The organism is Burkholderia sp. MSMB1072 (assembly GCF_001524725.1).
GTDB lineage: Bacteria > Pseudomonadota > Gammaproteobacteria > Burkholderiales > Burkholderiaceae > Burkholderia.
In genome coordinates, this window is the sequence record NZ_LOYC01000056.1 from 60,640 (window position 1) to 81,769 (window position 21,130).

Here is a 21,130-nt window from a genome sequence, read left to right on the forward strand (position 1 = left end):
GTCCTCACGAAGGGTAATCGGGCGGCACGGCCGCGACCGCGATCACGGCCGCGTGCGCGGCGACGTCGAGCCCGGCTTGCGGCCACGAGCGCGGGCCGGCGTCGGGTGTGGCGGTATCGAGCAGGATGCGGTATTCGAGCACGGGCGCGGGCGGCATGAACGTGATGGTCGCGGCCGACGCGTTCAGCATCACGAGCAACGCCTCGGTGCGGCCGGTGCGGCCGGTGCCGACGCGCCGCATCGTCAGCGCGCGGCCTTCGCCGTCTTCCCATGCGGGCACGGTGAGCGCGTCGCCGCGTTCGTCGAACCACTCGATCTCGCGCATGCCCGGCGCGCCGTCGCGGTCGCCCGACGGATAACGCGGCGCCGACATCACCGGGTACATGCGTCGCAGCGCGGCGAGCCGCGACACGAAGCGCGTCATCTGCACGCCGTCGTCGCTGTGCGCGAGGTCCCAGTCGAGCCACGACAGTTCGTTATCCTGGCAATACGCGTTGTTGTTGCCCTGCTGCGTGCGGCAGAATTCGTCGCCGGCGACGAGCATCGGCGTGCCGAGCGCGGTAAACAGCGTCGCGAGCATCGAGCGGGCGACGCGCGCGCGCACATCGCGGATCGCCGCGTCGTCGGTCGGCCCTTCGGCGCCCCAGTTCGCGCTGCAGTTGTCGTCGTGGCCGTCGCGGTTGTCCTCGCCGTTCGCGTCGTTGTGCTTGCCCGCATACGACACGAGGTCGGCGAGCGTGAAGCCGTCGTGCGCGGTGATGAAATTGACCGACGCCCACGTGCGGCGCCGCCCGTGGTTGAACAGGTCGGCCGAACCCGACAACCGCGCGGCCAGTTCCGGGCGCTGTCCGGCATCGCCGCGCCAGAAGCGCCGCACGGTGTCGCGAAACCGGTCGTTCCATTCGGCGAAACCGGGCGGATGGCGGCCGAGCTGATAGCCGCCGGGGCCGAGATCCCACGGCTCGGTGATCAGCTTGCGCTGCGCGAGCACCGGGTCTTGCCGCAATGCGTCGAAAAACCCCGCGCCCGGATCGAAGCCGTGATCCTCGCGGCCGAGCGTCACGCCGAGATCGAAGCGGAAGCCGTCGACGTTGAATGCGGTCGCCCAGTAGCGCAGCGAGTCCATCACCATCTGCACGACGCGCGGATGCGACATGTTCAGCGTGTTGCCGCAGCCGGTTTCGTCGACGTGGTAACGCGGATCGTCGGGCCGCAGCCGGTAGTAGCTCGCGTTGTCGAGGCCGCGCCACGACAGCGTCGGCCCGAGCTGATTGCCTTCGCACGTGTGGTTGTAGACGACGTCGAGCACCACTTCGATGCCGGCCGCATGCAACTGGCGGATCGCGATGCGCATTTCGTCGAGCCGCCGGGTCGTGAGATACGCGGGTTCCGGCGCGAAGAACGCGGCCGTGTCGTAGCCCCAGTAGTTGCGCATCCCGCGATGCACGAGCGCGCGCTGCTGCAGGAATGCGTGAACCGGCAGCAGCTCGACCGTCGTCACACCGATCGACAGCAGATGATCGATGAACGCAGGATGCGCGAGCGACGCGAACGTGCCGCGCTCCGGCGGGCGCAGCCCCGCGCGGCGCATCGACGCGCCGCGCACGTGGGTCTCGTAGATCACGGTGCTGCGCCACGGCACGTTCGGGCGGCGGTCGGTGCTCCAGTCGAATGCCTCGTCGACGACCACGGCCTTCGGCATCGCGGGTGCCGAATCGCGGCGGTCGATCGACAGGTCCGCGCGGTTCGAATGCACGCGATAGCCGAACAACGCGTCCGACCAGCGGAACTGGCCGACCAGCTTGCGCGCGTACGGGTCGAGCAGGAGCTTGGTCGGATTGAAGCGGTGGCCGTGTTGCGGCTGGTACGGGCCGTCCGCGCGAAAGCCGTACACGGTGCCCGGATGCGCGTTGGGCAGGTAGCCGTGCCACACCTCGTCGGTGCATTCGGGCAGGTCGAGGCGCGCGAGTTCCTTGCGGCCGGTCGGATCGAACACGCACAGCTGGATGCGCTGCGCATGCGCGGAAAATACCGCGAAGTTGGTCCCGAGGCCGTCCCATGTGGCGCCGAGCGGGTAGCAGCGGCCGGGGTCGAGACGGGCGGGCAGGGCGGTCGGCATGGGGCGGTCTCCGTGTCGAGGGCGCGGGGAAATCAGGCAGGTGTGAGCCACAGCGTGGCGAGCGGCGGCAGGCGCAAGGTCGCCGACCACGCCTCGCCGTGGGCGGGCACGGCTTCGGCCCACACGGCGCCGTCGTTGCCGGCGTTGGTGCCGCCGTACGACGCGGCATCGGTGTTCATCAGTTCGCGCCAATGACCCGGCGCGGGCAGCCCGAGGCGGTAACCGGCGCGCGGCACGGGCGTGAAGTTGCAGACGGCGACGACCAGGTGCCCCGCATCGTCGCGGCGCGCGAACGCGAACACGCTGTTGTCGCGGTCGTCGCCGATCAGCCAGGAGAACCCGGCCGCATGGCAGTCGAGCGCATGCAGCGCCGGTTCGGCCGCATACGTGCGGTTGAGGTCCCGCACGAGCCGCTGCACGCCGCGATGCGCGGGCGCGTCGAGCAAGTCCCAGTGCGGCGACGCGTCGTGCGCGAACTCGGCCCATTGTGCGAATTCGCTGCCCATGAACAGCAGCTTCTTGCCGGGATGCGCCCACATGAAACCGAAATACGCGCGCAGCGTCGCGAGCCGCTGCCACGCGTCGCCGGGCATCTTCGCGACGAGCGAGCCCTTGCCGTGCACGACCTCGTCGTGCGACAGCGGCAGCACGAAGCGCTCGGAGAACGCGTACACGAGCCCGAACGTCATCCGGTCGTGGTGATAGCGGCGGTGGATCGGGTCTTCGTGCAGATACGCGAGCGTGTCGTGCATCCAGCCCATGTTCCACTTGAAGTCGAAGCCGAGCCCGCCGTCGCCGGTCGGCGCGGTGACGCCCGGCCACGCGGTCGATTCCTCCGCGACGGTGACGACGCCGGCCGGCGCGGCCGCACCGTGTAGCGTGTCGTTCAACCGGCGCAGGAACGCGACCGATTCGAGGTTTTCGCGGCCGCCGTATACGTTCGGCACCCATTCGCCTTCCTTGCGCGAATAGTCGCGGTACAGCATCGACGCGACCGCGTCGACGCGGATGCCGTCGACGTGATAGCGGCGCGCCCACGCGAGCGCCGACGCGACGAGGAACGCGCCGACCTCCGTGCGCCCGACGTTGAACACGCAGGTGTTCCAGTCGGGATGCATTCCCTCGCGCGGATCGGCGTGCTCGTACAGCGCGCTGCCGTCGAATTGCGCGAGCCCGTGCGCGTCGTTCGGAAAATGCGCGGGCACCCAGTCGACGAGCACGCCGATGCCGGCCGCATGCGCGCGATCGACGAAGCGCGCGAAGCCGTCGACCGGCCCGAAGCGCGCGGACGGCGCGAACTGCGCGAGCGGCTGGTAGCCCCACGAGCCGCCGAACGGGTATTCGGCGATCGGCATGAACTCGACGTGCGTGAAGCCCATGCCCTTGACGTACGGAATCAGCCGCTCCGCCAGCTCGTCCCACGTCGCGCTGCGCTCCATTTCCTCGGGTATGCGCAGCCACGACTCCGGATGGACCTCGTAGATCGACCACGGCACACGATAGCGGTCGTGGCGCGGCCGCGCCTGCATCCAGCCGTCGTCGTGCCACGCGAACGCGTCGAGCGCCGCGACGTCGGCGACCACCGACGCCGTGCGCGGCGGCGCTTCGGTCGCGCGCGCGCACGGATCGGCCTTGTGCGGCAGCACGCGCCCGTCGGCCGCGCGCAGCTCGTACTTGTAGCGCTCGCCCGCGCCGATGCCCGGCACGAACAGCTCCCACACGCCCGACGGCCGTCGCAGCCGCATCGGATGGCGGCGCCCGTCCCATCCGTTGAAATCGCCGACCACCGAGACGCGCTGTGCGTTCGGCGCCCAGACCGCGAAGCGCACGCCGTCGGTATCGTCGATGCGCACGGGCGTCGCGCCGAGGCACTCGAGCACGGCGGCCGGGTCGCCGGCCGAGAAGCGCGCGAGCGCTGCGTCGTCGAGCAGCGTGCCGAATGCGTACGCGTCGTCGGTCACCTGATGCGCACCCGGCCAGTCGATCGCGAGCAGGTAATGGGGCCAGCCGCCGTCATGCGCGATCGTCCCCGCGAAGCAGCCGGCGCGATCGATGCACGCGAGCGCGCCGAGTTCGGCGCCGTCCGGCGACAGCGCGCGCACCCGTTCGGCGCCGGGCAGCAGCGCCCGCACGACGATCCGGTCGGCCTGTTCGTGCGGGCCGAGGCACGCGAACGGGTCGGGATGCCGGCCGGCGAGCAGTGCGTCGATGTCGGCGCGTTCGAACAGCGTGTCGGTCATGGGTTTCCTCCGTCGTCGGGCAGCACGCCGTCGCCGAGCAGGCGATCGACCAGCGCCGCGAGCCCGCCGACCGGCACGCTCAGCCAGTCGGGCCGGTTCGAGGCTTCGTAGCACAGCTCGTACGACGCCTTGTCGATCAGGAACAGCGCGAGCAGGCGGTCCGCGTAGCGCGGGTCGACGAAGCGCGCGGGCGCGAGGTCCGCGGCCGCGCGATAGCATTCGACGAAGCGGTCGGCGGCGGCCTGCCCGAAGCGGTCGAACAGCGCGCGCTTGCGGCCGGCGGCCTGCGGCGGCGCTTTTTCGATCGCGAACTGCGCGGTCGCGCTCACGTACGACAGCGAGCGCAGCAGGCCGGCCACGTCGCGCAGCGGATGCGACTTCGCGCGACGCCGCTCGAGCGGGCGCGCCGGTTCGCCTTCGAAGTCGATCAGCAGCGCGTCGCCCTGCACGTCGAGCACCTGGCCCAGATGAAAATCGCCGTGAATCCGCGTGCATTGCGCATCGAGCGTGCGCGGCACGAGTTCGCCGAGCGCCCGCACGGCCGCGTCGCGCGATGCGAGCAGCGCGTCGGCCGATGCGCGGGTGGCCGCATCGAGCGCGTCGAGCCGCGTGCGCAGCACCTCGAGCGCACGCTCGAACGACGCGATCGCGTCCACGCACCAGCCGTCGACGTGCTCGGGCGTCGCGCGCTCCGGCGCGAACGCGGGATCGTCGGACGGCTGCGCGAGCGCGACGTGCAACTGGCCGAGCCGCGTGCCGATGATGCCCGCGAACGCCGCGTAGCCGAGCAGCGCATCGGGCGCTTCATCCGTCTCGGCGGCCTCGCCTTCGTCCGCGGCCGGCAGCGCGAGCTCGTCGATCGCGCGCCGCAGGAAATCGAACGAGCGCGTCCACGCGTCGCCCTGGTTGTCGACGTAGCGCTGCAGGATCGCGACCGTGTGCGGCGAGCCGTCCGGATCGACGTGCACGACTTCGCCGGCCAGCGTCGCGGTGTTCGCATAGCCGATGCGCGTCAGGTGGCGGCTCATTTCGGCTTCCGGATGAACGCCGTGCGCGACCTTGCGCACGAGTTTCAGCACGATCGCGTCGCCGATCACGAGCGAGCTGTTGCTTTGCTCGGCCGCGAGCCAGCGCACCTCCGCGTCGTCGCCCGGGTCCAGCCCGGCGAGCGCGTCTTCCGGAAGAAAGTCGAGCCGGCCGCCGTCGGCCGTCGGCACCGTCGCGCCGTCGCGCAGCTTGCGCAGCATCCCGCGCGCGAACGCCGGCAGCGCGAACGCGTCGGTCAGGTAGCCGACCGTGTGGCCGCGCCGCACGCGCGCCAGGGCCAGCTGCGTGAACAACGGATGAGACGTCTCGCCGCCCCAGGCGGTCGCGAGCGGCACCACGTAGCGTTCGACGCCGCCGTCGCTTGCGGACACCCACGCCTCGGCATACTGGAACGGCTCGTCCGCCACCGGCGTGACGACGTTCAGCCACGCGTCGCCGATCGCGCGATCCTTCGACGCGAACCAGCGCCGCCGTGCGAGCCACGACGCGAGCGCGTCGTGCGCGAGCGCATGCAATTGCGAGACGTCCGGCCGCGTATCGCCGCGCCGCATCACGAGCGTCACGTATTCGGGCAGCGGCTCCGCGTGCGGCTGCCGCCACGACGGCTCGCGGCCGTGCTCGGCGAGCACGAACCACAGGAACCCGTACGGCGGGAAGGTGAGGAGATACGGGAGCTGGCCGATCGGCGGAAACGGCGAATCGGACGTCATCTCGATCGGCACGCGGCCCGCGAATTCGGACAGGTCGAGTTCGACCGCCTGCGACGCGCGCGACAGGTTCGCGACGCACAGCACCGGCTCGTGGCCCTCCAGCTCGCGCAGGTACGCGAGCACCTTGCGGTTCTCCGGGCGCAGGAAGCGGATCGTGCCGCGCCCGAACGCCTGCGACGCGCGGCGCGTCGCGAGGATGCGGCGTGTCCAGTTCAGCAGCGAATGCGGATCGCGCGTCTGCGCCTCGACGTTGATCGCGTCGTAGCCGTACAGCGAGCCCATCACCGGCGGCAGCACGAGCAGTTCCGGGTCGGCGCGCGAGAAGCCGCCGTTGCGATCCGACGACCACTGCATCGGCGTGCGCACGCCGTCGCGGTCGCCGAGGTGGATGTTGTCCCCCATCCCGAGCTCGTCGCCGTAGTAGATCACCGGCGTGCCGGGCATCGACAGCAGCAGCGAATTGATCAGCTCGATGCGGCGCCGGTCGCGCTCCATCAGCGGTGCGAGCCGGCGCCGGATGCCGAGATTCAGCCGTGCGCGCCGGTCGCTCGCATAGGCCTGCCACAGCAGGTCGCGTTCCGAGTCGGTGACCATCTCGAGCGTCAGCTCGTCGTGGTTGCGCAGGAACACGGCCCACTGGTTGCTCGGCGCGAGCGCCGGCGTCTGCCGCATGATGTCGAGGATCGGGAAGCGATCCTCGCTCGCGATCGACATGTAGATGCGCGGCATCAGCGGGAAGTGGAACGCCATGTGGCATTCGTCCTCGTTGCCGAAGTATTCCTGCACGTCCTCCGGCCACTGGTTCGCCTCGGCGAGCAGCATCCGGTTCGGATACTCGGCGTCGATCGTTGCGCGGATCCGCTTCAGGATCGCATGCGTCTCCGGCAGGTTCTCGTTGTTCGTGCCTTCGCGCTCGACCAGGTACGGCACCGCGTCGAGCCGCAGCCCGTCGATGCCGAGGTCGAGCCAGAAGCGCATCACCTGGATCACTTCGCGCACGACGGCCGGGTTGTCGAAGTTCAGGTCCGGCTGGTGCGAATAGAAGCGGTGCCAGTAGTACTGGCCGGCCACCGGGTCGTGGGTCCAGTTCGACGTTTCGGTATCCAGAAAGATGATCCGTGTGCCCGCGTATTTCGTGTCGGTGTCGGACCACACGTAATAGTCGCGATGCGTGGAGCCCGGCTTCGCACGGCGCGCGCGCTGGAACCACGGGTGCTGGTCCGACGTGTGGTTGATCACGAGCTCCGCGATCACGCGGATGCCGCGCGCATGCGCTTCGCGGATGAAGCGCCGCACGTCGGCCAGCGTGCCGTAGTCGGGATGCACGTCGCGGTAGTCGGCGATGTCGTAGCCGTCGTCGCGGCGCGGCGACGGATAGAACGGCAGCAGCCAGATCGTGTCGACGCCGAGTTCGGCGATGTAGTCGAGCTTCGCGATCAGGCCGGGGAAATCGCCGATGCCGTCGTTGTTCGAGTCGTAGAACGACTTCACGTGCACCTGGTAGATGATCGCGTCCTTGTACCACAGCGGATCGTCCGCACAGAGCGCGGGTTCGCGGCGGCGCGCGCGGCGCCGGCGCGGCGTGCCGGCCGGCGCGAGCGAGGGGAACTGCGCGCGCCGTACGTCGTCGAGGGAATCTTCGCGTTTCATCATCCGTGGGCTCCCGAGGAGGGTCGGGCGTCGTCCGGTGCGGGCGCCGCCGCCCGCGCGGCGCCCGGAGACGGCGCGAGCCGCCAGATTGCGTACGGCCGCACGTGCGGGTCGAGCGAGACGTACTGGCGATGGCCCCGCCAGCTTTCCGCGTGCGCGGCGTCCTGTTCGAGCGCATCGAGCGGTTCGCCGTCGGCCAGCCCGAGGCCGCGCCACAGCGCCGCATCGAGCGTGAAGTTCGCGGCCTGCGGATGCCACGGGTCGAGGCTGATCGCGACGGCCACCACGCTGTCGAACGCGGGCGTCGCCTTCGTGAATACGAGCACCGAATCGTTGTCGGCCTCGACGAAGGTGAGCCCGAGATGCGTCTGCAGCGCCGGATGATCGCGCCGTGCGCGATTCAGCCGCGCGATTTCCGTGCCGATGTGCGCGGCCTTGCTCCAGTCGCGCGCGCGCAGCTCGTATTTCTCGGCGTCCGCGTATTCCTCGCTGTCCGGCAGCGGTGCCGATTCGCCGAGCTCGAAGCCCGAGTACAGGCCCCACGAGCCGGCCAGCGTCGCCGCGAGCGCCGCGCGGATCACGAACTGCGAGCGCGGCGCGTTCTGCAGGTGGCGCGGGTTGATGTCGGGCGTGTTGACGAAGAAGTTCGGCCGGAAGAATTCGCGCGCCGGGCCGGCCGTCAGCTCGGTCAGGTAGTCGATGAAGTCGCGTTTCGACTCGCGCCACGTGAAGTACGTATACGACTGCGAGAAGCCGACCTTGGCGAGCCGGTACATCATCCCCGGCCGCGTAAACGCCTCGGACAGGAACACGACGTCCGGATGCCGGCCGCGCACGTCGGCGATCATCCACGCCCAGAACGGCAGCGGCTTCGTGTGCGGGTTGTCGACGCGGAAGATCCGCACGCCCGCGTCGACCCAGAACAGCACCGCGTCGCGCAGCGCGAGCCACAGGTCGGGCAGCGCGTCCGGCGCGTAGAAATCGGGGTTCACGATGTCCTGGTAGCGCTTCGGCGGATTTTCGGCGAAGCGCAGCGAGCCGTCGGGCCGCCATGCAAACCAGCCCGGATGCGCGGCGAGCCATGGATGGTCGGGCGAGCACTGGATCGCGAAATCGAGCGCGATCTCGAGCCCGTGCCCGCGCGCGGCGTCGACCAGCGCACGGAACGATTCGAGCGTGCCGAGTTCCGGATGCACGGCCGTGTGCCCGCCGTCGGGGGAGCCGATCGCGTATGGGCTGCCGACGTCGTCGGGGCCTGCGGTGAGGCTGTTGTTGCGGCCCTTGCGGGCGGACGTGCCGATCGGGTGGATCGGCGGGAAATACAGCACGTCGAAACCCATGTCGCGGATGCGCGGCAAATGAGCGATCACGTCGTCGAACGTGCCGTGCCGGTGCGGATCGTCGCTCGCCGAGCGCGGAAACATCTCGTACCAGCTCGAGAAGCGTGCCTTGCGGCGTTCCACGTCGACCGGGTAGGTCGTCGCGTCGTGCGTGACGAACGGGCGGTAGCGCAGCGCCGCGAACGCGTCGGCGAGCGCGGGCGCGCCGATCAGCGCGAGGCGGTCGTCGGGCGACGCGTCCTTGAGCTCGGCGGCGAGCCGTTCCATTTGCGCGACCGCCCGCGGATCGGCCGGCTCGGCGAGCTTCAGCGCGGTCGCGAGCAGCAGTTGCGCTTCGCGCACCTCCAGCGTCACGTCCTGGCCGGCCGCCCGCTTCTTCGCGATGTCGGTGACCAGCGACGCCCAGTCGTCGCGCCACGCGATCACGCGAAATTCATGGCGACCGAGCCGGTCGAGCATGACGCGCGCATGCCAACGGTCGTTCGGCTCGGCTTCGAACGGGATTTCGCGCCAGGCGTCGTCGGCGGCGGCGCGCCACTGGAGCACGGCCGCCAGATGCGCGTGCCCGTCCGTGAAGATCGACGCATGAACGACGAGCGGCTCGCCGATCACGCGCTTGATCGCGAAGCGGCCGTCGTCGACCGACGGCTCGACGCGCTCGATCGCGATCCGGTCGGCCGCGAGCGCCGCCGAGAGCACGGTGCGCTCGCGCGCGGCGTCGGGACGCGCGGTGACGGGCGGCGCCTGCCACGCGTGCAGCAGCGCATACGCGCCGGGCGCGAGCGTGAACGGCTCGATCGCGGCCGGCGGATGCGTTTGCGCGCCGTCGTGCGTGGCGACGCGCGTGAAGCCGCCCGGCACGCCGGGCAGGATCGTCGCCGGGTCGACCGTGGCCGGCGCGTCGAGATCGGGATTCAACGCGATCAGCAACGCGGTGTCGTCGTGTTCGAGCAATGGACCGGTGCCGCGCAGCAGCGCGGTCGCATGCGCGCCCGGCGCGCTCAGTTGCACGATTTCGCCGCGGGCCGCCACGACGGGCGTGGCGCGGCGCCATGCATTCGCATCGGCGATCGCGCCCGACAGGTCGAAACGGGCGTGCTCGAACGCGGCGCGGTAGCGTTCGGCATCCGCGTCGCGGGCCATCAGCGGCACCGTCACGCCGCGCTCGAAGCCCATCGGCACGAGCCAGCCGGTGCCGACGGCGGCGGCCGTCCACAGCGCGCGGCGATACGCGCGGGCGACGGTGTCGTCGGGTGCGTCGGGCCAGTCGTCGGCGAGACGCGGGCCGTCCGGCGCATCGGGAAACGCGATCGGCGCGCCGATGCGCCGCAGCAGCCGGTGTTCGTCCGCGAACCATGGCGCGCGCAGGTCCCACCAGCGCACCGACGAGAACACCGCGTCGAAGCCGGCGGTTTCGAGCTGTGCGAGCGCGTCGCGCGCATGGCCGGGCACGCCGGCGAGCACGGCGACGTCCGGGCGCGTACGGCGCAGCGCCGCGCGCCAACCGGGCCACCAGTCGGCCGGCAGATGATGGGGGGCGTCGATCAGGAAGCCGGCCGCGCCCGCGTCGGCGAACGTCGCGAGATGCGCGCACCACCATGCCGAGAGCGCGTCGCGCGTTGCTGCGTCACCGGTGTTCGCCTGCGCGATATCCAGCGCGTGCGCGGTGCCGCGCGGGTCGATCAGCGCATCGTCGTGCGAGTGCTCGACGTACCAGTCGGGATGGTCGGCGCGCAGCGGGTTCTCGCGCGCGATGCGATCGGGCACGACTTCGAGCAGCAGGCGCAGCCCGTGGCCTTTCGCCAGTTGCGCGAGCCGCGAGAAGGTTTCCAGTGCGCTGGCGCGCGTCGCGAACGATTGGGCCGGCTGCCGGAAATCGGCCACGTGGCGCGGAAAGCCGGCGACGCTCGCGGCCCAGAACGCGCCGACGAGCACGTGATCGAAGCCCATGCCGGCGATATGCGCGAAGGTCGGCGGCCACGCGTCGAGCGGTCCCACGAGACGGGCGTCGCAGAAGTAGAGGTGCGGAGCGAACGGCGGTGTGGAGTCCATGGCGTGGCGCGGGCGAGTGGCGGCGAGCGGTAAAGCCGGTGCGTCGCAACGCGCGTGCCTGCTGCGCGACCGTCGGCGGGGCGGGGCGTCCGCGGGAATGCGAATTGAAGGGGCTGTCGTTTTTACATGCCTGACGGACCGGCGGCTGCACTTACATGCGCGGTATCGACCGGATATCCGAACTGTCTCCTGTCGCCGGATCGCCGGCCGCCGGGTCGCCGGCCGCCGGATCGTCATCCGTGTCCGGAATCGGCGCTCCCGGGTCATACCGCACCACCGCGCCATGTTCGATCCGGTGCGGGAACGGCGGCGGCTCGTCCACCTCGTCGCCGAAGCGCGCGCGCACGAACGCGCGCAGCAGCGCTTCGCGCGCCGTGCGGCCGCGAGCACCGCAGGTCGACGGGCCGTCGACGAAGGTCGCGTCGCATTCGACGGTGTTGCCGTGGCCGGCAATCCGCAGGTCGGTCACGCGATCGAGCACCGCGCCGGCATCGGCCCACGATGCCGAAGGCGCGAACGGCGCGTCGAGGTGCCGGAGCGCGTCGCATGCGGCCGTCACGACGACGGTGGGCGAGACGGCCGTGAAGCGCAGCGTGTCTTCGTCATCCGCGCACAACGCGCGTGCGCACCAGTAATCGAGATCCTTTCCGTCGAGTGCGTCGGTTCGCATGAGCGGGCTCCGTCGTATCGAAAAAAGCTCACCGCGCAAGTGCCGTGCCCGTCGCGGGCGTCGCGCGCATCCGGGCCACCAGCGGGTAGTGATCGGACGCGTGCCGTGCCCGCGCGCTGCGATGCACGACCACGTCCACCAGCAACTCGCCCGGATGGATCCAGATCCGGTCCAGCGAGAACACCGGCCACACGGTCGGAAACGTGCGCGGCGCGGGCGCGCGCCGGAACCGCGTGACGAGCGCTTGCAGCGCGCGGCCGCGCACGAACCATTCGTTGATGTCGCCGAGCAGGATCACCGGCATCGCGCCCGTGTCGAACGCCGCGAGCAGCCGCTGCACCTGCGCGCTGCGCTCGCTGGCCGACAGCCCGAGATGGGTCGCGACCACGCGGATCGTGCCGGCGCTGCAGTCGATGTCGGCGTCGAGCGCGCCGCGCGGCTCGCGCGGGTGGAACGACAGGTCGAGCGTGCGCGCCGCGCGGATCGGGCAGCGCGACAGCACCGCGTTGCCGTAGCGGCGCTCGGGCGTGTCGATCGTCGGGCCGGCCACCGCGTGCATGCCGGTCGCGTCGCGCAGGTGCGCGAGCACGTCCGGCGCGCGCGTGCCGCCGAGCGGTACTTCCTGCAGCGCGATCACGTCCGCGTCGAGTTCGTCGATCACCGCCGCGATCCGGTCGGCCGCGCGCGCGTGCCACACGCCGTAGCCGCCGCGGATGTTGTAGGTCGCGATCCGCAGGTCGCGCCCGCCCGGCGCGGCGACGGGCGCCGCGTCGGCGGTGACGACCTGCGGCGGCGGGGCCGCGTGCGTGCTCAGCGCCATCGTCGCAGCATCCTCACGAGCAGGATCGACACGCCGACGAGCGCGAGGCCGATCGCCGCGAGCCACGCGAACGCGCCCGGCCCGGGATGACTGAGCGCGGCCGTCAACTGGTGCGCGAACGTGACGGTCAGCACGATGCCGGGCAGCATCCCGAGCGCGGTGCCGACGAGGAAGTCGCGCAGCCCGATGTGCGACGCGCCGGCGACGAGGTTCACGACGGTGAACGGCGCGATCGGCAGCAGCCGCAGCACGGCCATCGCGACCACGCCGCGCCGGCCGATGTGCTCGCTCAGCCGGTTCGCGCGCGGGCCGGCGAGCCGGCGCACCGCGTCGCGCCCGAGCCAGCGACCGAGCGCGTAGGTCGCCGCGGCGGCCGCCATCGAACCGACTCCCGCATACGCGAAGCCCGGCCACGCGCCGAACACGAGCCCCGTCGCGGCGATCAGCAGCGTGATCGGCACCGCGAAGGTCGCCGCGACCACGTAGGCCGCGAGCAGCAGCGCCGGCGCGGCCGGCAGCCGCGCGATGCCGGCCACTGCGCGCGACAGCGACGCGACGTTCAGGTGCACGCCCAGCGGCGTGAAGCGCCACGCGAGCGCCAGCGCGGCGATGGCCAGCACGATCGCCCCCAGTACGAAAAAGCGCGCGGTGAGCGAGCGATGCTGCTCGTGCGGCACGAATTCGCGGACGAACCGGTCCGGCTCGATCGGCTGCTCGGGGTCGAGCCGCGCGCTGACCGGCACGAGCGCCTCGAATTGCGGCGACACGGCCGGGTCGAGCGTGCGCAGCGTGCGGCCCGGCTTCGCGCGCAGCCGGTCGAGCACGACGTTCGGCCGTTCCCCGCACGCGAACGCGTCGGCCACCGCATCGGGCGTCGTGCCGAGATGCTCGGCCAGCAGCCGCTCGCGCATGCGGGCGATCGCGCCGCGAATGCGTGCGTCGCCGGCCGCGACGAGCGCGATGCAGCATTCGGTATCGAGCAGCATCGAGCGGTTGTTCAGGTTCGCGCTGCCGATCACGATGCATTCGTCGTCGACGATCGCGACCTTGCTGTGCACGTTCACGCACGCGTCGCCGAGCCCGTCGACGTGCGGATACAGCAGCCGGTAACGATCGAAGCGGTCGGCCGCCGCGAGCGTCGCGTGCAGCCGCGCGCGCAGCACGCCCATCGTCGCTTCCTGCAGCCAGCCGCTTTGCACGCGCGGCGCGACGACCGTCACGTCCGGCCCGTGCGCGTCGGCAAGGCGCGCGGACAACGCTTCGCGCACGACCGCTGCGGTGAAGTACTGGTTTTCGACATACAGGTGCCGCCGTGCGGCGCGGATCGCGTCCTCGACGAGCGCGCGCACCTGCCGCACCGGCTCGCGGCCGCCGTGGCGCGGCGCCGTGTACGCGATGCCGAGCCGCACGTCGCGCACGTCGACGCGCGCATCGGGCGGCCACGGGTCGTCGTCCGCCCGGTCGAGATGGCGCCGCGCGCGGATCGCGATCGGGCGGCCGCATGCCTGCAGCCAGCGGGAGCGCGCCTGTTCGCCGATCGCGGCGGCGGCGTCGCCGTCGAACATCGCGTGCACGTCGTGGAACGGCCCGTACGGCATGCCGTGCTCGTCGCGGCGGCGCGGATCGTCCGCCGCATGCGCGGGCGTGTCCCAGCGGGCGCGCGTCAGGTCGAGGCCGCCGACGAACGCGAGCCGATCGTCGATCACGACCAGCTTCTGATGATGCGACGCGCCCCGCGGGTGCGCATCGTCGAGCCGGAACCGGATGCCGCGATGCGCGCGCCAGCCGGCCCGATACACGGGCGGCCAGTCGCGCTCCAGCGCGTAGATCATCGCGAAGTCCCACGCGAGCACGTAGATGCGCAGGTTATGGCGGGCGGATGCGAGCGCGTGCAGGAAGGCCGCGAGCGTGTCGGGCAACGAGTCGTCGGCGCCGCCCGGCGCGAGCCGCATCCGGCTGTCCACGTCCCAGCCGACGATGAACACCGTATGGCGTGCGCGCAGCAGCGCCGCGCGCAGCGTCGAGAAGTACGCGTCGCCGTCGACCAGCATCGCGAAGCGGTCCGCGCCGCGGATCGCGTCGCAGTTGCGCCCGCGCTCGAGCAGGCCGTGCCGCAGCGGGCCGTCCGCCGGCGCGGCGTCGAGCCGACGGTCGTCGGCGGGGGCGATGCGATCGGGCACGATCATCGGGCGCCGACGTCCCGGTCGCCGTCGAGCCACTGCAACAGCGTATCGCAGCGTGCGCGCAGCGCCTGCAGTTCCGGCGAATCCGCGTCGATCCGCACGCGTTCGCCGCTGTGCGGATCGCCGTGCGCGACCGCGATCTCGTAGATCTCCTGCGCGATCGTCGCCGACGCGTGCGCGATCCTGATCCGGTCCAGCCAGTCGCATTCGGCGTGGCGGCACGCGAGCCACGCGCGCAGCGCGCCGACCAGCTGGCCGGTCGTGAGCCAGGCCCCGCTGCGCATGCGCGCGGCCAGTTGGCTCGTCACGAGATAGGAGAGCAGGTCGGTCTGGGTCACGCGAAACTCCTTGACGAGGTGTCGGGTCGACAGGTCCGGACGCACGCGATGTTTTGCAGCGTCTCGCAGATCGCCGCGAATTCCGGCCCGCTCGTGCGCGAGAACGAGACGGAGATGTCGTCGGTGTCCGGATCGTCGTCCGACTGCTGGACGATGAACCGTTTCACGCGCACGCGGCCGGGACCGAGCGCTTCGTGCAGCGTGCCGAGCGTCAGGCCGCCGCGCTCGGCCACGAGCAGCAGCGTGCGCTGCTGGCGCTGCGCGATGAAGCGGCGCTCGAGCGGCTTCACGCCCGCGAGGATCGCGAGCACGATCGCGGTGGCGCCGATCGACGCAACCACCATGCCGCCGCCCGCGGCGAGCCCGACGCCGGCCACCGCCCACAGGCTCGCGGCCGTCGTCAGCCCGCGCACCATTTCGCCGCGCAGCAGGATCGAGCCCGCGCCGAGAAAGCCGATGCCGGACACCACCTGCGCGGCGACCCGCGACGGATCGAGCACGACGCCGTTTTGCCCGCGCACGTCCTCGAAGCCGAACGTCGACACCAGCATCACGAGCGCGGCGCCCACGCACACGAGCATGTGCGTGCGCAGCCCGGCGGCCCAGTTCAGGCGCTCGCGTTCGAGCCCGATCACGCTGCCGAGCAGCGCGGCCAGCAGCAGGCGTCCGAGTAATTCGAGGTGGCCGATCATGATGTGCATCCTTTCCGGCCCTGCGCGATGCGGGCCCGTTGCGCTTCGATGCGGAAAAGGGACGCAAGCGGCGTGCCGGCCGGGCACGACGCGTGCGCACGAGACCGATGGCGTGCGCGGCGCGCCGCCGGCGCGCATTTTTTGCATCGTCATCGCAGATAAGACAGGAGGCCACCGTGGCACATCAACAGGACGCACAGGTTCGAGATCCGTATCGCGGTCACGAAATCCTCGTATGGGCGCGGCCCAACGAGCGAGGCGCGTGGCGCGACGAGGTACAGGTGTACGCCGCCGGCGCGCGCATCGAACTGGCTGTACCGGAGGCCGCCGGCCCCGAATGGCTGACCGAGGTCGAGGCGCTGCGCGCGGGCGTCGAGCGCGGCCGCTATCTGGTCGACAAGCGCGTGGACGACGATTGACCGGCATGGCGCTTGCGGCGCCGTGTGCCGCAACGCCACCCCGCAGCACCCGTGAACCCATGCCGGCCCCGCGCCGGGAGGAACCGATGAGCGATCCGCGCACCCTGCATATCTACCGCTACGACCCCGATCGCGACGCGCAGCCGTACCTGCAGCGCTACGAGATCGACGTGGACCCGGCCGACCGCATGCTGCTCGACGTGCTCGGCCGCGTGAAGCGCGACGACGAGACGCTCGCGTACCGGCGCTCGTGCCGCGAGGGGATCTGCGGCTCGGACGCGATGAACATCAACGGCAAGAACGGCCTCGCATGCCTGACCAACATGCAGACGCTGCCGCGCGAGATCGTGCTGCGGCCGTTGCCTGGGCTGCCGGTGGTGCGCGACCTGATCGTCGACATGACCGACTTCTTCAACCAGTACCATTCGATCCGGCCATACCTGATCAACGACACGACGCCGCCCGCGCGCGAGCGGCTGCAATCGCCGGAAGAGCGCGACCAGCTCGACGGGTTGTACGAATGCATCCTGTGCGCGTGCTGTTCGACGTCGTGCCCGAGCTACTGGTGGAACCCGGACAAGTTCGTCGGGCCGGCCGGGCTGCTGCAGGCGTACCGCTTCATCGCCGATTCGCGCGATCTGGCGACGGCCGAGCGGCTCGACGATCTCGAGGATCCGTACCGGTTGTTCCGCTGCCGGACGATCATGAACTGCACGGACGTGTGTCCGAAGGGGCTGAATCCGACGAAGGCGATTTCGGAAATCCGGACGATGCTGGTCAGGCGGACGGTGTGACGTGTGACGCCTGAATGCGTGCCGTGGAACTTGTGACAACACTGCGATCAGTCGTTGCAGCAGAGGTCGTTGCGCAGTCCGGCCGTCCATCCTGGAAGGCGACATGGCGATGAAGCGCGACGCGGACGACTTCGATGGGTCGTCGTGGAAAGGTCTATCGCTTCGGCATGGTTGCCGGCTGAAACTATGAATAGCGCATGACGTGGGTCGTGGTCGCTGCGTCATTCGCAATGTGTCTCGGGATCACCGTGCTGGAGGCCCCGACGTACGTTCGATGCTCGACCATGTGCCTCCGATCGTTCTCGACATTCAGCGCACAAACCTCGAATCCCGGTTCACGTGCCAACCTTCAATCCCGTGCATTTGTCCGCTTAGCCGCCTCCACGCCTCACCGAGGTCATCTTTTTGGTCTCATATAAATCGCCTTGACCGTCAACGCCTGGATGAACGCGATTGTCCAGACGCGCGCCGCGATAGCGAATAAGGATACCGAAGCAATGCTGCGGCATGTGTACGCGATCAAGGGCGCATTTGCGATGGTGCAGGAGCATGCGATAGTCGCGATCCACGCAGAAATCGAGACGCAGGGCCTGCGGGGCATGTCGACGCGATAAGCGGGTTGCTGGCGAGATCGTCGCACGCCGCGACCCGGCTGCTCGGCTCATGCATCGACAGGATCGGACAGCAAGACGACGCTATCCACGCCGGTGGGAGCGGTCCGGCAGCATAAGACTGTCAACCGAAATTGATTGAATCGCTTGAATAATTGCATCTTTCGGATTGCTTGCGGAAATGATCCCAGTATCTGGCCGCGCGTCGCAAAGATTGAATAAACGCCAAGGAACTCACTAATCTGCGAACGCGTGCCGCACACACGGGTACGCGCCACTCAAATAATCTGGAGACGCAGATGAATTTGAAAAATAAGTTAGGAATATTGACGGTCGGCATGCTGCTGGCGGCCGGCGTGATATCCGGGTGCGGCGGTGACGATACGAGCCCCGCCTCCGTCAGTAGCAGCGTCGCGATGGCGGCTACCGGAGCCGGCGGTACCGAGACGGCCGCGACGTCCGACGGTGGCACGACGATGGACGCGGCACCGGCCGCGCGAAAGCAGATCGCCGTGAATCCTCCGCCGATGGGCTGGTCGTCATGGAACAGCCTCGCGGAAGATGTCAGTTTCGATACGATCAAGGCGCAAGCGGACGGGTTGGCCAAGCTGAACGAAAGCATTGCGTCGGGCAACAAATACCAGTATGTGAATATCGACGAAGGCTGGTGGACCTCCCGAAAGCGCGACGCGAACGGCAACTTCATCATCAACGTCGACATGAACGGCAATCCCACCAACCAGTGGCCGGGCGGCATGAAGGCGATGGCCGACTACATTCACGGCAAGGGGCTGAAGGCGGGCATCTATATCGACTCCGGGCCGCAGGGCTGCGGTAGCACGAACGGCGTGCACTTCGTCGGCAGCGATTACGCGCACTACGATCACGATTTCCTGCAGTTCGCTCAATGGGGCTACGACTTCGTCAAGGTCGACTGGTGCGGCGGCAGCGCGGCCGGATACGATCCGCAACAAGCGTATACGGCCATTTCGCAGGCCATTCAGAAAGCCTACGCCGCTACCGGAAAGCTGCTGGTGCTGAACATGTGCGACTGGGGCACGTTGGGCAAGAGCGGTTATCCCGATGCGGGGTTGGGGCCGTGGGCCTGGGGCGCGGGGATCGCCACGTCGTGGCGTACGACGGGGGACATCTACGGCCCCGGAAGCGGCGTTCCGAAGTTCAGCTCGGTGCTGGGCAACTTCAACGGAAACTATCATCCGGAAGGGCAGCACACCGGCTACTACAACGATCCCGACATGATGGTTGCCGGCATGGGCATGACGGCGGCGAACGATCTCGCTCACGTGAATCTATGGGCGATCGCCGGCGCGCCGATGATCCTCGGCAACGATCTGTCGAAGCCGCTTTCGAGCGACAGCGTGACCCTGCTCACCAACCCCGAACTGATCGCAATCGACCAGGATGCGCTGGGATTGCAGGGATTGAAGGTCGCGGACGCCAACGGGCAGCAGATCTGGGCGAAGCTGCTGGCCGGCAGCGGAAGGCGTGCGGTCCTGCTGTTCAACACCGGCGCCGCGGCGAGCCCGATGACGGTGACGTGGAAGCAACTGGGGCTGGCTGCGGGCACCCGAGCCACGGTGCGCGATGTCTGGGCGCACAAGAATCTCGGCACGGCCGCCGACACCTATACGGTCGCGAGCGTTCCGGCCGGAGGCACCGTGATGCTGGTGCTGCGCGGCAAGGACGCGCCGTCGTCCACGTTCCTGCCGAGCACGCTGTCGGGGGGCGCCGCGTATGCGAATTGCATCGCTTGTGCGGGCGGCAGGAAAGTCACGGGGCTGGGCACGGTGACGTTCGACAACGTCGCGTCGTCGACGGTCGGCGGCTTCGTCCGGATCGCTTACCTGAATGCCGGGCCGGAAACCGCCAAAGCGCAGCTCGGCGTGAACGGCGGCAATCCGACGACGGTGGCATTTCCGCCTGCCGGTGCGTCTGTCGGCACCGTGACGGTATACGTCGGGCTGAAGTCGGGGCTGAACACGTTGACGCTGTCGAGCCTGGACGGTGCCACGCCGGCGCCCGAGATCGCGTCGGTCGCCGTGGTGGCCGGGCCTGTGAAACTGCCGCCCCCGCCGCCGCTGGCGTACGAAGCCGAGGCGCCCGCCAACACGCTCGGTGGTGCGGCGCGCGTTGCGTCCTGCAACGGCTGCTCGGGCGGCCAGGACGTCGGCTACATCGGCAACGGCGACGGAACCAGCAACGGCACGCTGACGATCAACGGCATCAGCGTGGCGGCGAGCGGGACGTATAGTGTTTCGATCAGCTATGCGAACGGCGATGGGGCGCCGCGTAACGCGCAGATCAGCTTCGACGGCGCGACGCCGGTCACGGTATCGTTCCCGTCGACCGGCGGCTGGGGGAACGTATCGACGCTGACGGTGACCGGCACGTTCCAGCAGGGCAGTGCGAACACGCTGCGATTCTCGAACCCCACGGGCTGGGCGCCCGACATCGACGGCATCGCCGCTCCGGTGAAGCAGTAACGACGATGCGCGCGGCCTGCCGATTCAGGCAGGCCGCGCCTTCACGTCGAGCTTGTCGCCCACGCAAGCTGCCGGAAATTTACATGCGCTTGCCGCACCGACCCTCGTGTGGGCCGGTTGCCGACGTCAACAGGTCGCCCGGCGCTCAGGGCCGCGCCGCCACCTCGTCGAGGTGCCACAGCAGGTCCGCCGGGTCGTCGTACACGCGCAGTGCGCCGGCGCGTTCCAGTTCGTCGCTGCCATACCCGCCTGACAGCAGGCCGACGCCGAGCGCGCGGCAGCGGGCGGCGGCGAGCATGTCCCAGATGCTGTCGCCGACCACCACCGTATGCTCGATCGGCACGTTCAGCTTCGCGGCGGCGGTCAGGAACAGGTCCGGGTCCGGCTTCGCATACTTCACCTGATCGCGCGTGACGACCACGTTCTTCGCCGGATCGACGCCGAGCGCCTCGAGATTGATCGCCGCGGTTTCCATCCGCCCGCTGGTCGCGATTGCCCAGCGGATGCCGGCATTCGACAGCGCGGCCAGCAGCTCGCGCGCGCCCGGCAGCGGCCGGACCTGCGCGCGCAGCCGCTGGTATGCGGCCGCATGCAGCCGCGCGAGCCGCTCGACGCGCGCCGCGTCGATGTCGCCGGCCGTCTCGCGCAGCAGCTGATTCAGGAACAGGCCGCCGCTCATCCCGATCTTGCGGTGAATGCGCCACACCGACAGCTCGATGCCTTCGGCATCGAGCGCTTCTTTCCACGCGAGTACGTGCTGATAGACGCTGTCGACGAGCGTGCCGTCGAGATCGAACAGAAATGACGTTTCAATACGCATGCGAATCTCCTGGCCCGGTAGCGTTCGGGCAAATCGTCGGCAAAACACGGTTCGTTACATTATCGGCGCGCGGCCGTGTCACCGCCATGTCCCGCGTGGCACGCGCCGCGCCCGCGGCAGC

Annotated in this window: 14 protein-coding genes; 4 read left to right on the forward strand and 10 right to left on the reverse strand. The window is 69.8% G+C overall.

Annotated features, from left to right (window positions below; all coding sequences use genetic code 11):
• Window positions 1-4: 4 nt before the first annotated feature.
• The 9 genes from glgX to WS89_RS25185 form a co-directional block, all read right to left on the reverse strand.
• Window positions 5-2,119: a glycogen debranching protein GlgX gene (gene glgX / locus WS89_RS25145; RefSeq protein ID WP_059794183.1), complete on the reverse strand. Its 2,115-nt coding sequence runs from the start codon at window positions 2,117-2,119 to the stop codon at window positions 5-7.
• Between the two features lie 32 nt (window positions 2,120-2,151).
• Window positions 2,152-4,359, reverse strand: a complete 2,208-nt coding sequence (gene glgB, locus WS89_RS25150; RefSeq protein WP_059500493.1) for a 1,4-alpha-glucan branching protein GlgB — start codon at window positions 4,357-4,359, stop codon at window positions 2,152-2,154.
• A complete protein-coding gene (gene treS, locus WS89_RS25155) occupies window positions 4,356-7,766 on the reverse strand; it encodes a maltose alpha-D-glucosyltransferase (protein ID WP_059794590.1) in 3,411 nt (1,136 codons plus the stop codon). Before treS ends, glgB begins: the two co-directional genes overlap by 4 nt.
• The gene (locus tag WS89_RS25160; RefSeq protein WP_059794185.1) at window positions 7,766-11,158 is read right to left on the reverse strand and encodes a maltotransferase domain-containing protein; all 3,393 of its coding nucleotides are present in this window, start codon (window positions 11,156-11,158) and stop codon (window positions 7,766-7,768) included. The genes treS and WS89_RS25160 overlap by 1 nt, the downstream gene beginning before the upstream one ends.
• A 151-nt stretch (window positions 11,159-11,309) precedes the next feature.
• Complete coding sequence (locus WS89_RS25165; RefSeq protein ID WP_059794187.1) at window positions 11,310-11,828, reverse strand: phage protein NinX family protein; 519 nt, start codon at window positions 11,826-11,828, stop codon at window positions 11,310-11,312.
• A gap of 28 nt (window positions 11,829-11,856) precedes the next feature.
• Entirely contained in the window at window positions 11,857-12,648 is a 792-nt protein-coding gene (locus tag WS89_RS25170; protein ID WP_059500496.1) for an endonuclease/exonuclease/phosphatase family protein, read from the reverse strand.
• Complete coding sequence (locus WS89_RS25175) at window positions 12,639-14,834, reverse strand: VTT domain-containing protein (RefSeq protein ID WP_059794188.1); 2,196 nt, start codon at window positions 14,832-14,834, stop codon at window positions 12,639-12,641. The genes WS89_RS25170 and WS89_RS25175 overlap by 10 nt, the downstream gene beginning before the upstream one ends.
• Window positions 14,831-15,169 (reverse strand): hypothetical protein, encoded by a 339-nt coding sequence (locus WS89_RS25180; RefSeq protein ID WP_059794190.1) that lies wholly within the window; start codon window positions 15,167-15,169, stop codon window positions 14,831-14,833. The genes WS89_RS25175 and WS89_RS25180 overlap by 4 nt, the downstream gene beginning before the upstream one ends.
• Window positions 15,166-15,861, reverse strand: coding sequence for an MgtC/SapB family protein (locus WS89_RS25185; protein WP_059780008.1), 696 nt, complete (start codon window positions 15,859-15,861; stop codon window positions 15,166-15,168). Before WS89_RS25185 ends, WS89_RS25180 begins: the two co-directional genes overlap by 4 nt.
• Window positions 15,862-16,037: 176 nt before the next feature.
• Here WS89_RS25185 and WS89_RS25190 point away from each other — a divergent pair, with 176 nt between their 5' ends.
• From WS89_RS25190 to WS89_RS25205, 4 genes are all read left to right on the forward strand, one after another.
• On the forward strand, window positions 16,038-16,280 hold the full coding sequence (locus tag WS89_RS25190; protein WP_034209223.1) for a DUF6566 family protein: 243 nt from the start codon (window positions 16,038-16,040) through the stop codon (window positions 16,278-16,280).
• A gap of 86 nt (window positions 16,281-16,366) precedes the next feature.
• Window positions 16,367-17,074: a succinate dehydrogenase/fumarate reductase iron-sulfur subunit gene (locus WS89_RS25195; RefSeq protein ID WP_059500499.1), complete on the forward strand. Its 708-nt coding sequence runs from the start codon at window positions 16,367-16,369 to the stop codon at window positions 17,072-17,074.
• 425 nt (window positions 17,075-17,499) lie between these two features.
• Window positions 17,500-17,688 (forward strand): hypothetical protein, encoded by a 189-nt coding sequence (locus tag WS89_RS25200; protein ID WP_059794192.1) that lies wholly within the window; start codon window positions 17,500-17,502, stop codon window positions 17,686-17,688.
• 413 nt (window positions 17,689-18,101) lie between these two features.
• Entirely contained in the window at window positions 18,102-20,189 is a 2,088-nt protein-coding gene (locus tag WS89_RS25205) for an alpha-galactosidase (protein WP_257128220.1), read from the forward strand.
• A gap of 145 nt (window positions 20,190-20,334) precedes the next feature.
• Here WS89_RS25205 and WS89_RS25210 read toward each other — a convergent pair whose 3' ends face one another.
• Entirely contained in the window at window positions 20,335-21,009 is a 675-nt protein-coding gene (locus tag WS89_RS25210; RefSeq protein WP_034209221.1) for an HAD family hydrolase, read from the reverse strand.
• Window positions 21,010-21,130: the final 121 nt, after the last annotated feature.